Source organism: Aeromonas sp. Marseille-Q5825 (genome assembly GCF_946892685.1).
Taxonomy (GTDB): domain Bacteria; phylum Pseudomonadota; class Gammaproteobacteria; order Enterobacterales; family Aeromonadaceae; genus Aeromonas; species Aeromonas rivipollensis.
The window spans coordinates 20,545-35,042 of the sequence record NZ_CAMPOU010000001.1 but is presented as its reverse complement, the minus strand read 5'-3'; the positions used below and the strand labels follow the sequence as shown (position 1 = coordinate 35,042).

Here is a 14,498-nt window from a genome sequence, read left to right as displayed (position 1 = left end):
CCGGCGCCTGCACAAGCCAGAACAGCAGCTCACCGCTGAACCCTTCCCGGCGCAGCAGCTTGAATTCCCGTTTCTTCCATTGACTCATGACTTGCTCCCCATGCCCGGCGCCTGCACAAGCCCTGACCGTCCCGGGCGGTTCTTTCTCCACTGGCTCATGACAGCTCCCTGACACGGGGAGCCAAGGTGGCTTCGGATGCTGGCGCATCTGCCTCCAGCCGTCCCGCCGCCATCACCAGCTGCCGCTGGCAGCGCTGGGCCAGCTCATGATCGTGGGTCACCACCACTAGCGTGGTGTTGTGCTCACGGTTGAGACGAAACAGCAGCTCGATCACCGTCTCCCCCGTCTTGCTGTCGAGGTTGCCGGTCGGCTCGTCCGCCAGCAGCAGGCTGGGGCGGGTCATAAAGGCCCGGGCTATGGCGACCCGCTGCTGTTCCCCCCCGGACAGGCGCGGCGGCAGGTGGTGCAGTCGATCGGCCAGCCCGACCTGGGTGAGCAGCTCGCGGGCCCTGGGCTCACAGTCGGTCTCGCCGCGCAGCTCGGCCGGCAGCATGACGTTCTCCAGGGCGCTCAGGGTGGGCAAGAGCAGGAAGGACTGGAACACGAACCCCACCTGCTCGGCGCGCAATCTGGCCCTCCCCTCCTCGTCCAGCCGGGTCAGGGACTGGCCCAGGATCTCTATCTCGCCGCTGCTCGGCAGGTCGAGTCCGGCCAGCAGGCCGAGCAGGGTGGACTTGCCGGATCCGGAGGCGCCGACCAGGGCCAGCGTCTCGCCGGTATTGACTTGCAGATCGATCCCTTCAAGGATGGTGAGACTTTCCTGGCCGAGGCGAACGGTTTTGCCGAGCCCCCTGACGGTGATAATGGGCGTTGAACTCATGATGCGTTTCCTGTTTGCCTTAACCTGTAATGACAATAGATCGTGGGAGTTGAATGCATGACGCGTGTCTTGTTCGTCTTGAGTTGCCTGTGTTGCTGGATCTCATCGGCCCAGGCGCAAACCCTGCTGGTACTGGGGGACAGCCTGAGTGCCGGCTACCAGATGCAGGCCGAACAGAGCTGGCCTGCCCTGCTCAATGAGAAGTGGCAGCAGCAGGGTGGCAAGCACAGGCTCATCAACGCCAGCATCAGTGGTGAAACCACCCAGGGGGGGCTGGCACGCCTGCCCACCCTGCTCGAGGAGCACAAGCCTGACTGGGTGCTGATCGAGCTGGGGGCCAACGATGGCCTGCGCGGCTTTGCCCCCGCCATCACCCGGGCCAACCTCACCAAGATGGTGGAGCTGGCCAAGGCCAGCCAGGCGAAGACGGTGTTGACCCAGATCCAGCTGCCCCGCAACTATGGCGCCCGCTATTTGCAGCAGTTCGAGCAGATTTTTCCGGAGCTGGCGCAGGCCAATGACCTGCCGCTGATGCCCTTCTTTATCGATGATATTGTGCTGCGCCCTGAACTCATGATGAACGATGGGCTCCACCCCACGGCGGCGGCGCAGCCCCAGATCCGCGACCGGGTCGCGAGCTTTATCGAGCCCCTGCTGACCCAATAGCCCCTTGTGATAGGCCGCTAGTCCCTAAAACAAAGCACCCGCCGAGGCGGGTGCTTTGTCATCGTATTTATTCACACCCCCAGTATCTGGCGCATGCGCTCCTGGGTGACCCCGACCAGCAGATCAGGCTGGAACTTGGAGATGAAGCGGTCACACCCCACCTTCTTGACCATGGCCTCGTTGAAGTTGCCGCTCAGGGAGGTGTTGAGGGTGATGAAGAGATCGGCCATGCGCGGATCGCTGCGCACCTCGTGGGTCAGGCGATAGCCATCCATCTCCGGCATCTCGGCGTCCGTGATCATCAGCATGATCTCGTCGGTCACCTTCTTGCCCGCATCGCACCACCCCTTGAGCAGCTTGAGCGCCTGCAGCCCATCCTGGCACTCGATCACCTCGAGGCCGAGCTGGGCGAGCGTCTCCCGCACCTGGTTGCGCGCCGTGCTGGAGTCATCGACGATGAGCACCCGGCGCCCCTGCATCTGGGGCAGGATCTCCTTGTCCAGCACCTCAGCCGAGATGCGGATGTCATAGGTGATGATCTCCGCCAGCACCTTCTCCACGTCAATGATTTCGACTATCTGGTCGACCCCGCCCTCAGGGATGCGAGTGATGGCGGTGAGGTAGTTGGCACGACCCGCCGAACGGGGGGGCGGCAGTATGTCCTTCCAGGTCATGTTGACGATGTGGGCCACCTGCCCCACCAGGAACCCCTGAATGGTGCGGTTGTATTCGGTGATGATGAGGTTGGATTCGTTGTCGACCGCCATGGGGCGCATGCCGATGGCGCCGCGCAGGTTGATGACGGGAATGGAGACGCCGCGGATGTTCGCCACCCCGCTGATGTTGTGATGGGAGCCCGGCATCTTGTTGAGATGGGGCAACTTCACCACCTCCCGCACCTTGAAGACGTTGATCGCAAACAGCTGCTGGGTACCCAGCCGGAACATCAACAACTCCAGGCGATTCTCCCCCACCAGCTGGGTACGTTGATCCACTGAATCCAATATGCTCGCCATATAAAGCCCTTACGTCCGTTTCCCGAGTGCCGCCCCGCGATGGGGCGCCAGCATGCCAACCAGACCCGCATTCCCCGACAGGAGCAACGCAAGTCTCTATAGAAATAATGAAAAGGGCCGAGAAAAGATAGGATCTTGACCGCGGGGCGTGATCCTCACCCCATAGCCCCATGTCAGCAACCCCTCATCCCCATCGACCCGACAATAAGAGTTATCGACCAGGCGGGGACAATGCTGAACCCGTGATTGCCTGACGGCCGAGAAAGGGCACAGCTGGTTTTGCGCCCATAAAAAAACCGGCCGCGAGGCGGCCGGTCAAAAAATACAGTAGGCAGTCAGGGAACGACTTAGAAGTGGTACTGCATGGCCACGCCAACGACGTCGTCGGTGTTCTGGCCAAACTTGTTGTACCCGTCAGTGCCGTCGCTGTTCAGCAGGTTGGCCTTGTAATCAACGTAGACGTCGAAGTTATCGTTGATGTTGTACCAGGCACCGATGGACACGTACTCGGTCAGGGTGTCATCCAGGTTCTGGTCGGAATCTTTCACGTCCAGGCGGTTATACGCCAGGGACGGCTTCCATTGGCCCCAGGTGTACTGAACCACGGCTTCGTAACCGTTGCTCTCGGAGGCATAACCGTCGTTGCCAGCCTGGTTCACATAGACGTGATTTTCGCCGTAGGCGTAGGTCGCGGCAGCATACAGGTTGTTGGCGTTGTACTTGATACCGACTGCGGTCAGCTTGGCGTCTTCGCTGCCACCGAAGTTGGAGTTGGCAGCCTGATCGGCAGTCTTGCCAGCCTGGTTATAGGCCAGACCCAGGCTGATGCCCATGTCGAAGTTGTAGTTGGCAGACAGGGCGTAGCCCTCTTCGGAGCCCTTGGTCCAGCTGGACGCGCTCTCGTTCTGCGCTTCGTTCTCGCCGGTGAACTGGGCACCCAGCACCAGGCCGTCGAAGGTGTAGAGGTACTGAGCCAGGCCATTGGTACGACCGGTACCGAACACTTCGGTACCCTTGCCCAGGCCATCTCCGCCCCACTCCGGCAGAACGTCGGTGTAATCGTTAACGGCCTTGGCAATCAGACCATCCTGACGACCGTAGCTGAAGGCGCCGAAACGATCGTTCTTGATGCCAACGTAGGCATAACGCAGCTCGTTGTCGGAGCTGTTGGTCGGTACGTTGTACTCGACGAAGCCGTTGGCGACGGTTTCTTCGTTGATGCGGGTCTCACCACCGATGCGCAGACGCAGGTAGCTCTGATCGCCACTCTCGTCGTCGTTGTCGCTACCGTAGTACATGCCTTGAACACGGCCACCGATGTCAAGCTTGGTACCATCCTGGTTGTAAACGGTAGAAGCTTGTGCACCACCGGCCAGCAGCAGGCTGGAGATGGCCATCGTCAATGCTGTCTTTTTCATTGTTCGTTCCTCTGAGGTGTAAACCAGACCTGTGCTCGGTCGTTGTCATTTTGAATCGGGTTCATTTCCGATGACCTAGGGTAGATCTGCGAACCTTGATGGGAACTGAAGAAGGGGTCGATTAATTAGAAATACTCGATTCATCCTGCCTGTTGCGACATCAAATGTCGCAAATCAAGATAGTTACGGAACTTTAAGCCAATTAAATGAATAACTCAGAACAACAGGAAGGTCGAAACTAGAAATGACAGAGGGTTATATCGAGGAGGGGGCAATGAAAGCCAGAGGGAGCGGGTTCCACTCGCTCCCAAAGAGGCCTCAGGCAGGTTGCCAGTCCCGCATGACGCGCAGCAGGTCTTTCCAGCTGACGATGCCGACCAGGGCGCCGTTTTCCAGTACCGGCAGGCAGGAGACATGTTGCTCCAGCATGATGGCGGCGGCTTCCGGCAAAGACGATTCGGGAGAGATGGTGATAGGCTGGCGACTCATGATCTGATGGGCCCGCCGGTTGAGGGTCTCGGTGTCGCGGTTCATCTCGGCATCCGTATCGAGATAGGGGCTGAGGGCGCGTAGCAGATCCCTGTCCGAGATGACCCCCACCAGCACTTCCTCTTCCAGCACTAGCAGGTGGCGAAAGTGGGCCTGCTCGAAGATCTCCTTGATGACACCCAGCCTGTCATCCATGGAAACGGTCGCGACCCGGGTCGTCATGATCTCTTTAATCAACATGGAAGCCTCCTGCCCCCTGACAGATGTCTCTGTTATGGCACGTTTTTCTTGCCGCAGCCAGCCATGCCCCCCAGCCTCAAGTGCAAATCCGAGTCATTTCACGTAAGATCCGCGCCAGTTTCTCCCCTTCATTGAGCCAAGCAGATCCATCCATGATAGTTGCCAGTCAAATCGAACTGATCCGCGGCGGCCGCACGCTGCTGGACAACGCGTCCGCCACCATACACCCCGGCCACAAGGTGGGCCTGGTGGGCAAGAACGGCTGTGGCAAGTCCACCTTCTTTGCGCTGGTGCGGGGCGAGCTGGCCATCGACAACGGCAGCTTCAGCCTGCCCGCCGGCTGGCAGATTGCCGGCGTGGCCCAGGAGACCCCGGCGCTGGACTGCTCCGCGCTCGAATACGTGGTCGATGGCGACAAGGAGTTCCGCGCCCTGGAGGCCCAGCTCGCCCAGGCCGAGCAGGATGACAACGGCCTGCTGGTCGCCGAGCTGCACGGCCGGCTCGACACCATAGGCGCCTACAGCATCCGCGCCCGCGCCGCCGAGCTGCTGCATGGCCTCGGCTTCGGCGGCGATCAGCTCGACTCGCCGGTGAAGAGCTTCTCCGGTGGCTGGCGCATGCGCCTGAACCTGGCCCAGGCGCTGCTGTGCCGCTCCGACCTGCTGCTGCTGGATGAACCGACCAACCACCTGGATCTCGATGCCGTCATCTGGCTGGAGAAGTGGCTCAAGGGCTATCAGGGCACGCTGGTGCTGATCTCTCACGACCGCGACTTCCTCGATTCGGTCATCAATCGCATCATCCATATCGAGAACGGCAAGCTCAACGAATACACCGGCGGCTACTCCGACTTCGAGCTGCAGCGCGCCGAGCAACTAGCCCAGCAGCAATCCATGTACGAGAAGCAGCAGCGGGAGATGACCCACATGCAAGCCTATGTGGACCGCTTCCGCTACAAGGCGTCCAAGGCGCGCCAGGCCCAGAGCCGCCTCAAGGCCATGGAGCGGATGGAAAAGATACTGCCCGCCCACGCCGACTCCGAGTTCAGCTTCGAGTTTCGCGAGCCGTCGGCCCTGCCGACCCCGCTCATCGCCATGGAGAACCTCAGCGCCGGTTATGGCGACAAGGTGATCCTGGAGAAGATCAAGCTCAATCTGGTGCCGGGCTCGCGCATCGGCCTGCTGGGGCGCAACGGCGCCGGCAAGTCCACCTTCATCAAGATGCTGTCAGGCACCAACCCGCCGCTGTCGGGCAAGCTGGAGGTGAGCGCCGGGGTCAGCATCGGCTACTTCGCCCAGCATCAGCTGGAGACCCTGCGCCTGGACGACACTCCGCTCGATCACCTGGCCCGCCTCGCGCCGGACAAGACCGAGCAGGAGCTGCGCAACTATCTCGGCAGCTTCGGCTTCCACGGCGACAAGGCGCTGGACAAGGTGGCCCCCTTCTCCGGCGGCGAGAAGGCGCGGCTGGTACTGGCGCTGGTCACCTGGCAGAAGCCTAACCTGCTGCTGCTGGATGAACCGACCAACCACCTGGACCTGGAGATGCGCCACGCCCTGACCATGGCGCTGCAAGGCTTCGAGGGCGCCATGGTGGTGGTCTCCCACGACAGGCACCTGCTGCGCACCACCACGGATGACTTCTATCTGGTGCACGGCGGTCGGGTCGAGCCGTTCGACGGCGATCTGGACGACTACCACAAGTGGCTCGGTGAGCAGGACAAAGAAGCGAACGCCAAGCCGAGCGATGGCCTCGTCTCCGCCAACTCCGCGCTGGCGCGCAAGGATCAGAAGCGGCTCGAGGCCCAGTTCCGCCAGCAGACCCGCCCCCTGCGCCAGAAGCTGGAGAAGCTCGAGGCCAGCATGGAGAAGCTGCAGACCCGGCTCGCCGCGGTGGAGGAGCAGCTGGCCGACCCCGCCATCTACGAGGAGGGCGCCAAGAGCCGGCTCTCCGAGCTGCTCAAGTCCCAGGGCCCCCTCAAGGAGGAGCTGGAAGGGGTCGAGCTGGAGTGGATGAGCCTCTCCGAGGAGCTGGAAAGCCAGGAGCAGGCCTTCTTTGCGTGACGAACCAGGGGTGGCGGCCGAGCGGGTCGCCATTCATGAACTGCCCACCCCGCTCGCGTTCTGGCACTGGAGCGGCAAGGTCTATGGCGCACGCAGCCAGGACTGGCTCAGCCTGCAGGCGCAGGGGGGCAACATCAACCTGGCCCTGCTGCTGCACCGGCTGGATCAGGATGGCATCCCGGTCGAGCTCGGCACACTGCAGCCGGTGCTGGTGCAGACCGAGGTGGTGCTGACCCCCTGGCGGGCCCTGCGCCAGAACGCCAAGGCGCGGCTGGATGAGGCCGAGTACCAGTCCATGCTGGCCCACGAGCTGGAGCTGGAGCGGCTGCAACAGGGCGTCCTGCTGCAGACCCTGCGCAGCCTCAGTCTGACGCGGGGCGAGAGCCACAATCTGTTGAACTATCTATCGTTACTGGGGGCCCAGCAGGGCCCCCTCAGAGACCTAATATGCTGAGCTACCGCCACGCCTTTCACGCCGGCAACCACGCCGACGTCCTGAAACATGCCGTTCAGGCCCTGATCATCGAGTCCCTCAAGAAGAAGGAGAAACCCTTCATCGTGCTGGACACCCATGCCGGCGGCGGTCTCTACGACCTGCGCGGCGACTGGTCCCAGAAGAAGGCGGAGTACGCCGATGGCATAGGTCGGCTGTGGGACGAGCGCGCCCAGTGGTCCGCCATGGCGCCCTATCTTGGCGTCATCGAGGAGATGAACCAGAACGGCGAGCTGCACTACTACCCGGGCTCTCCCGAACTGTCGCGCCGCCTCGCCCGCGAGCAGGACAAGCTGGCGCTGATGGAGCTGCACAACAACGAGGTGGAAGACTTGCGCGCCAACATGGGCTACGACCCCCGCGTCGCCGTGCACCATCGCGACGGCTTCGAAGGGTTGATCGCCCTGCTGCCGCCGACCCCGCGCCGTGGCCTGGTGCTGATCGACCCACCCTACGAGCTCAAGGAAGACTACTTCGCCGTGGTCGATACCCTCAAGAAGGCGCAGAAGCGCTGGGCCACCGGCATCTATGCGCTCTGGTATCCCATCCTCGGCCAGGAGGCGGACAAGTCCCGCGACATGCTCAAGGCGATCAAGCGGGAGAACTTCGGCAACGTGCTGGTGGCCGAGCTGGAAGTGGCCGGTCAAACCAGCGACTGGGGCATGAACGGCTCCGGCATGCTGATCGTCAGCCCCCCCTGGATGCTGGCCGAGCAGATAGAGGCCTTCCTCAAGCCCCTCTGCGCCAAGCTGGCCCAGGGCGCTGGCGCCCAGTACAGGGTGGAGTGGCTCAACAAGGCAGCCGACTGAGCCCCCAACGACCGCAAGCATGACAAAGCCCCGAAAGGGGCTTTTCTCTGTCTGCCGTTGCCGGAATGACGACTCAGGCCCGGACGGGCATATCCCGCCAGAGCGCCAAAATGAGCAGCGCCAGCAGGGCCAAGGGCGGGAACAGACAAAGCAGCACGCACAGGAAGGTGATCAGCACGGGATGCTGGCTCTTGCGGCGCGCCAGCCGCCAGGCCACGACACCGACAAGGATCATCAGCAGCAGGGCGAACAGCATAAACAGGTTGGCATTGAGGGGCATGAAAGCTCCTTTTTCATGGCAAAGGCACACTCTATCGCCACCGAGCCCCCAGACAAGTCCCCAATCTGATGGCCTCGACCTCGGTCGATAGGCTTTTCCTATCTAGTTGATAGATGAGAATAGTTTTCATTTGATGTAATTCCGGGTGATACTGCACTCATCGCCAGAGGAGACACCATCATGAAAAAGACCATCAGCTTCGCCGTTCTGCACTTCAGTGTCGCCTTCACCGTGGCTTATCTGCTGACCGGCGAACTGCTCACCGCCAGCCTGATCGCCCTGATCGAGCCCGCCGTCAATACCGTCGCCTTCTACTTCCACGATCGCGCCTGGCACAGAGCCAAACCCGATCACAGCCTGCAGGCAAAGACCAGCAGCTTCGCTCTGGTGCACTTCTCGGTGGCCTTCGCCGTCGCCTACCTGCTAAGCGGCGAGCTGCTGACCGGTGGCGTCATGGCGTTGATCGAGCCTGCCATCAATACCGTCGTCTTCTTCTTCCATGAACGGCTGTGGCGCGCCCGCCAATCCCTGGCGCTGGCATAAGGAAGGGTGACCAGCCCTTCCCCTTCACGAGCGGCTATAGCAGTCGCCAAACCCTGGTGCTGGCCTAAAGGAGGCAACCGGCCCCATGAGCCCAATGAGGGGGCATAGCCCCCTCTTACAGACCCGGGGCGCCGACACACCCCTTGCCATGGCGACTCATTATTTGATCCCGCCCGAAAATCCATCACCCTGCCCTTCCCCTCCGTGCCCCCCGCGCTAACATACCCGAATGGCAATATATGCCTCATCGGAGTCACCCATGAGCCACGCCATCCCCCAAGCGCAGCTAAATAGCAGCACACTGGAAGCTGACATTCAGGGGCGGTAGCTTGCCTAAAAGCGATAGCCAGCAAGCAGAGCGGTTTCTTATCCAAAAGTTTCTGAGTGGAGGATGTGCATGGAAACGCAAACACTGCATCGCGGTCGACTGATCGACCATCTCCAGCTGGTGGTGAAGGACCTGGCCGCCAGCGAGCGCTTTTATACGGCCACCCTGGCCGCCCTCGATATTCCGCTGGGGGGCACGGGTGAGGGTTACTTCTGGGCAGACGAGCTGTTTGTCACTTCAATCGACAGCCCGGCTGCGCTTGGGGTGCTGACCGGTCGTCATCATCTCGCCTTTCAGGCGCAAGACAGAGCCATGGTGGAGCGCTTCTACCAGGCGGCGCTGGCCCACGGCGGCCAGGACAACGGTGCCCCCGGCGAGCGGGTCTATCACCCCGGCTACTACGCCGCCTTTGTCCTCGACCCGGACGGCAATAATATCGAAGCTGTGTATCACGGCGAGGCAAAGCGCAGTGCGGAATCTGTGGTGATCCGGTTTTAGGAAAAAATACGGAACACCAGTGATGCGGGCCTCGCCATGGAGCAACCTGGTGACCACACCTTGCTCAAAGAGTGAATGTCCTGATTTTCTTATTGACTGTGTTTTTATACAGCTGTAATGATAGGGCCAAAAGAGGACGTCAAGTGAAGACGGACAGGCACTGAACCAAGACGATAATGTGATGATTTTAAATAAAATTTCGTCACGGTGATAAAGTCGGTACGGAGTTATACGGAAGGACCCAACATCGGATTAGTACAGCCTTCCATCTAGTCACTGTTAGACTCAAGAAAGAGTATTTTCAAAATGATGGTGAGTGACGAAAGATACCGGGGGCATCAAGTATTTTCTGAGCTGGATGAGTACATTGATTTTTATCGCAGCCTATCTATATCCGTCATGAGTTTTGCCACCATGGGTACTACGGCTTTCGTTAGTATGGATACCTACGTCTACTCGTCAATTCAGGGTACGGTTGACTCGATCAAGACTCTTCTTGAAAAAGGGAGAATCAATGATTGTTATAGCTTAGTGAGGAAGTATTTTGATTCAGCCGTTATAAATGTCTACTCGAACTTATATCTCCAAGACCATCGAAGCATCGATAACTATATAGTTGAAAAAGTCAATAACTGGCTCCACGGAAAGGAGAAACTTCCAGAATATCGAATAATGTCACAGTACATCAAGAAAAGTCGGGTACTTGAAGCAATAAACAACCTGCTATATGTCAACGAGTTGTACAAAAATGTCAGAGAACGCTGCAATGATCATACGCATTACAACTATTTTAAAAATGTTCTACTTAATGACAGCGAAGTCTATTTAAAAGAAAGGTCTTGCATTTTAGATGAGCTATTGGAAGATGTGAGATCTATTTTCATTCTTCACTTGTCATACATTTGTACTATCTGCCAGCATTATATGATGTCTAGCGACTACCTAGATCACCTTGAGTGCGGTATGACACCACCAGAGGATTCGCAATATTGGGTTTCTCCATTCTTTCAAAATGCATTTTCGAAAATATTGATGAAAGAAAGACCGGATATAGGCAGCGCTATTTTAAGTAGTACCTCCATGCACTTAGAGGGAGAAATTGCCTAACAAGCGCAAGCACAGCGACGGCTTTTTCGTTGCGGCTTCGCCTCCTCTACAAAGCCACGCGTGCTGCGGGCGTTAGGTTGGAAGAATGCACATGCAGAACATCACCACATCGATCATTTATGTATTTTTACTTCTTATCCCAGTCAAATCCATATCGATGGAGATATATAGATGCGAGGTAAATGGAGTAACAATCTTTAGTGACATTAAATGTGCCTCGAATGCAAAGATCATAAACTCAACCACAAAGAAAAAACAAGAAGAATACTCTGGACACTTCGAACGAAACGGAAGCGATGACAGTATTCACGATCACCCATCATATGATTCAAAAGCGGATTCAACAATTTACACAGGCCCTAGAGGCGGTAAGTTTTACTATAATAAAAATGGCAATAAAACATATATAAAACATAAGTAAACCTAACAAACATTTTAAGTCGTTCGCCTCGCTCACTAGGACACGCACCACAACTAAAGTGTTATGACAATATACAGAGTGGATGGATATGGGCAAGAGCAGTAGATTAAAAAAGGAACGGAGAGAGCTTAAGGCAGTTCAGGCTGCGGAGTATGATCTCTTTTCAAAATTGGTATCGATAGATGGTTACAATGAGCCAATATATAGGTTTTTCCCCGAGCAATGGCAAGCAGACGCGCTTTGTCAGGGTAACGTTTGGATTAGTACATTAGAAGCGTGTCGAGCGTACGAAGATCCATTGCAAGGTGATTCAGAAGAAGCAACGCACACCTATAAGTCTGGTCATATTGTTGGCAGTAGTTCAGATGCAGCCTTTGTCGAAATGGCAGCTCGAAGTGGTATACACATTGGTGAGGGATGCTCCAATATTACTATCAGTAATGCAACAAACATTCAAAAATTGCCAGATGCTTTTGTTCTATGTACAACGAAAGAATTTAAGCCCGAAAAGCTGTCTGAGACATTCGGAAACTACTGCGTCAAAATTTCAAATCCAGTAGAGTTTTTCAAGCGTACTTCTATTGAACTTAATAAACATCTTGAGGTTCGAGAAGGGGGAATGGGATTAGTAAAATATAAAGATCGTATTTACACAGGTTTAGAAAAACCACCGGGGCCGATAGGTTTTGTAAAACCAAACGATCAGTATTCACCGCAAAAAGAGTTTAGAATGCTTTGGCTCCCTAAAGAAAACTTTGTAATTAAGCCATTTTTGCTTAAGTGCCCTGATGTGGCTGATTTATGTAGCAAAGTCGACTGACAAAGCATTCAATAGGGACTCATACCGCGTGGCATTTTTGGTGTGCGGTGAATTTTGTGTTGAACGTGGTCTGCGGAAAGCATGGTTTATGCGGCATCACCCTTTAGCTCGGCGTTATATGCTTTTATAAAATTTGTGAGTCCACAAGGATGTATCTAAGAAAAGCCGAGAACTTTAAATTAGATATTGTCTATTCTATGGGTTTTGATGCTTGGAATTGTGGCTTGCCCTTTAATTAATTCTTAGTCAACTTTCGGAACAGTAAAAATATCAATCAGGTATTTGGCATGTGCTGTCCGACCGTGAGCAAGCCGCTTAGGTAGGCATTATAAATATGCGCTAGCTTCAAGAAGAAGGAGTCAGTTTTGTTCAAACTTTATTACTACCCCAATAATGCGAGTCTAGCCCCTCATTTCTTGCTTCACCATTTAGATGCAGACTATGAGCTCTTATTGGTTGATAAAAAATCAAATTCACAGAAATCATTGGATTATCTTAAAATTAACCCAGCCGGCCGCATACCCACGTTAGTTATAGATGAACAGCCAATTTTCGAAAGCTCAGCTATCTGTATGCATATCTGCGAATTGCACCCTGAATCAAATTTAATGCCCCCCATAGGTAACCCTCATCGCCCCTTGTTTTATCAATGGCTGGCATTTCTTAATAACACGCTGCAAGTAGAGCTTATGGTTCGTTATTACCCACACCGTCATACGAATGATGAAGCGACCATCCCAAATATTGTAGCGGCGCAAGATGACAGAATTTCTGATGCACTATCTATTATCAACGACCAGCTTGAACACAATGAATACTTACTTGGTGACACGCTAACAGCATGTGACTACTTTCTGTTCATGCTTGCAGGATGGTCGTTACCAATAGAAAAATCACCACTTACTTTCAAGCATCTTGCGGCGTACTTGAAGCGGCTTTGCTCAAATCCAACTATTGAGGCGGTTTGTAACATTGAAGGTATAGACCTTGCGCCATTCAAGTCATACTCATGACACAAGCCTCAAGAGGTCATAAATTCGATGAGCGAAGCGTAATCGGACGTTCGCGATATGCACATAAAATCTGAGGCACCCACCATCTCGATAGCCCACTTGCCTGGCAAGGTGGGAGTCCCCTGCCAATCCAACTCTTCCCTCCCCCATGGGGATTCATTCCCCCCTGCCACTGTCCTATAGTGAGCCCCTACTCGAACAACCTTTGCGAGCAGCAAGATGTATATCGGCGAATTTGCCCGGCTGGCGGGCACCACTCCCAAGGCGATCCGCCTCTACGAACAGCTAGGGCTGCTTCCCGAGCCCAGGCGTCGCGGCAAGTACCGCGTCTACCGGACTGAGGATCTGGAGTGGGTCGGCTTTATTCGCCAGGCCCAGCAGCTCGGCTGCAAGCTTGGGGAGCTGGTTCCCTTACTGGCGGGCCTCACCAGTCTCGACCAGTTTCCCTGGCAGAAGGTGGAGCAGCTTATCGCGGGCAAGCTGGCACAGATAGAGGCGGAGGTGACCAGGTTGCAACGCCAGCACCAGTCCCTGACCCAGTGCGCCGCGCTGCTAGCGCAGCACCCCTGCCGCTATGGCGCCCCTGGCCAGAGCGAGCCGCTCCCGCAGGCTGAGCAAGGGCTTGTAGGACGGGCGCACAAGGTGGCTTGACTCTGTCCCATGGGACAAGGGGTGTAATGGAGGCTCACTTCAAGGAGCCACGCCATGACACCCAAGCTGCTTATCATCAACGGCAACCCCAAACCCGACAGCCTCTGCCATGCCCTGGCCAGGGAGTATGCCCGCAGCGCCGAGGAGGGCGGCGCAGAAGTCACCCTGCATCACGTGGGGGAGCTCGCCTTCGAGCCGGATCTGCACCATGGCTATGACGAGGCGCAGCCCCTCGAGCCCGATCTGCTGGCATTGCAGCAGAGTCTGAAGCAGGCCCACCATCTGGTCATCGTCGCCCCCCTCTGGTGGGGCCACCTGCCGGCCCGGCTCAAGGGCTTGCTGGACAGAACGCTGCTCTCGGGGTTTGCCTTTCGCTATCAGAAGGGCAAGGCCCTTCCCGAGCGCCTGCTCGCCGGCAAGACGGCGCGCCTGCTGCTCACCATGGACAGCCCGCTCTGGTACTACCGCTGGTGGCTGGGCTCCCCCGTCGAGCGCACCCTCGACAAGCCCGTGCTGGGGCTCTGTGGCATCAGGCTGACTCACCGCCAGCATCTGGGGCCTGTCCATACCGCCAGCGAGCGGGAGCGACAGCGCTGGCTGGGCCGTGCCGAGGCTGCGGCTCGCAGTGATGTGCAGCGGCTGGCGCGGCGGCGTACCTGAGCCAGGTCGGCGGCGACCCTGGTGACCAGGGTTGTCGGCAGAGGGGCCCAAAGAGACGGGCAAGGGAGCCTGGGGTGAAAAAGTCCTCGGCGGCCCGGCACC

The 14,498-nt window shown here is 57.1% G+C and carries 16 protein-coding genes; 11 read left to right on the top strand and 5 right to left on the bottom strand.

The window, feature by feature from the left end:
- Positions 1-155: 155 nt before the first annotated feature.
- Positions 156-881 carry an ABC transporter ATP-binding protein gene (locus OC537_RS00150; protein WP_262108290.1) on the bottom strand — a complete coding sequence of 242 codons (726 nt, stop codon included), beginning with the start codon at positions 879-881 and terminating at the stop codon, positions 156-158.
- A 57-nt stretch (positions 882-938) separates the two neighbouring features.
- Between OC537_RS00150 and OC537_RS00145 the strand changes: the two genes are divergently transcribed.
- Positions 939-1,547: an arylesterase gene (locus OC537_RS00145; protein ID WP_262108287.1), complete on the top strand. Its 609-nt coding sequence runs from the start codon at positions 939-941 to the stop codon at positions 1,545-1,547.
- Positions 1,548-1,618: 71 nt separating this feature from the next.
- Here OC537_RS00145 and OC537_RS00140 read toward each other — a convergent pair whose 3' ends face one another.
- The 3 genes from OC537_RS00140 to OC537_RS00130 all read right to left on the bottom strand — a co-directional run bounded on the left by OC537_RS00140 (position 1,619) and on the right by OC537_RS00130 (position 4,710).
- The gene (locus OC537_RS00140) at positions 1,619-2,563 is read right to left on the bottom strand and encodes a chemotaxis protein CheV (RefSeq protein ID WP_163137216.1); all 945 of its coding nucleotides are present in this window, start codon (positions 2,561-2,563) and stop codon (positions 1,619-1,621) included.
- A 347-nt stretch (positions 2,564-2,910) separates the two neighbouring features.
- Positions 2,911-3,981: a porin gene (locus OC537_RS00135; protein ID WP_139745456.1), complete on the bottom strand. Its 1,071-nt coding sequence runs from the start codon at positions 3,979-3,981 to the stop codon at positions 2,911-2,913.
- 318 nt (positions 3,982-4,299) lie between these two features.
- Positions 4,300-4,710, bottom strand: a complete 411-nt coding sequence (locus OC537_RS00130; protein WP_106887734.1) for a CBS domain-containing protein — start codon at positions 4,708-4,710, stop codon at positions 4,300-4,302.
- Positions 4,711-4,862: 152 nt separating this feature from the next.
- On the opposite strand from OC537_RS00130, the gene OC537_RS00125 reads away from it, so the two are divergent.
- From OC537_RS00125 to OC537_RS00115, 3 genes are read left to right on the top strand one after another with little or no spacing between them, the layout of a single operon-like run.
- The gene (locus tag OC537_RS00125; RefSeq protein ID WP_262108276.1) at positions 4,863-6,773 is read left to right on the top strand and encodes an ABC transporter ATP-binding protein; all 1,911 of its coding nucleotides are present in this window, start codon (positions 4,863-4,865) and stop codon (positions 6,771-6,773) included.
- Positions 6,766-7,227, top strand: a complete 462-nt coding sequence (locus tag OC537_RS00120) for a DUF2390 domain-containing protein (protein WP_262108274.1) — start codon at positions 6,766-6,768, stop codon at positions 7,225-7,227. The genes OC537_RS00125 and OC537_RS00120 overlap by 8 nt, the downstream gene beginning before the upstream one ends.
- Complete coding sequence (locus OC537_RS00115; protein WP_262108272.1) at positions 7,221-8,075, top strand: 23S rRNA (adenine(2030)-N(6))-methyltransferase RlmJ; 855 nt, start codon at positions 7,221-7,223, stop codon at positions 8,073-8,075. Before OC537_RS00120 ends, OC537_RS00115 begins: the two co-directional genes overlap by 7 nt.
- A 73-nt stretch (positions 8,076-8,148) precedes the next feature.
- Here the strand turns inward: OC537_RS00115 and OC537_RS00110 are convergent, their stop codons facing one another.
- Positions 8,149-8,355 carry a hypothetical protein gene (locus tag OC537_RS00110; protein WP_262108270.1) on the bottom strand — a complete coding sequence of 69 codons (207 nt, stop codon included), beginning with the start codon at positions 8,353-8,355 and terminating at the stop codon, positions 8,149-8,151.
- A 180-nt stretch (positions 8,356-8,535) separates the two neighbouring features.
- On the opposite strand from OC537_RS00110, the gene OC537_RS00105 reads away from it, so the two are divergent.
- From OC537_RS00105 to OC537_RS00075, 7 genes are all read left to right on the top strand, one after another.
- Positions 8,536-8,898 carry a DUF2061 domain-containing protein gene (locus tag OC537_RS00105; protein WP_262108268.1) on the top strand — a complete coding sequence of 121 codons (363 nt, stop codon included), beginning with the start codon at positions 8,536-8,538 and terminating at the stop codon, positions 8,896-8,898.
- A 397-nt stretch (positions 8,899-9,295) separates the two neighbouring features.
- The gene (locus tag OC537_RS00100) at positions 9,296-9,724 is read left to right on the top strand and encodes a VOC family protein (protein ID WP_262108266.1); all 429 of its coding nucleotides are present in this window, start codon (positions 9,296-9,298) and stop codon (positions 9,722-9,724) included.
- 306 nt (positions 9,725-10,030) lie between these two features.
- The gene (locus tag OC537_RS00095; protein ID WP_262108264.1) at positions 10,031-10,831 is read left to right on the top strand and encodes a hypothetical protein; all 801 of its coding nucleotides are present in this window, start codon (positions 10,031-10,033) and stop codon (positions 10,829-10,831) included.
- Positions 10,832-11,340: 509 nt separating this feature from the next.
- Entirely contained in the window at positions 11,341-12,072 is a 732-nt protein-coding gene (locus OC537_RS00090; RefSeq protein ID WP_081966193.1) for a hypothetical protein, read from the top strand.
- A 365-nt stretch (positions 12,073-12,437) separates the two neighbouring features.
- Entirely contained in the window at positions 12,438-13,085 is a 648-nt protein-coding gene (locus tag OC537_RS00085) for a glutathione S-transferase family protein (RefSeq protein ID WP_262108257.1), read from the top strand.
- A 219-nt stretch (positions 13,086-13,304) separates the two neighbouring features.
- On the top strand, positions 13,305-13,736 hold the full coding sequence (locus tag OC537_RS00080) for a MerR family transcriptional regulator (RefSeq protein WP_262108254.1): 432 nt from the start codon (positions 13,305-13,307) through the stop codon (positions 13,734-13,736).
- A gap of 54 nt (positions 13,737-13,790) precedes the next feature.
- Positions 13,791-14,396: an NAD(P)H-dependent oxidoreductase gene (locus OC537_RS00075; protein ID WP_262108252.1), complete on the top strand. Its 606-nt coding sequence runs from the start codon at positions 13,791-13,793 to the stop codon at positions 14,394-14,396.
- Positions 14,397-14,498 lie beyond the last annotated feature (102 nt).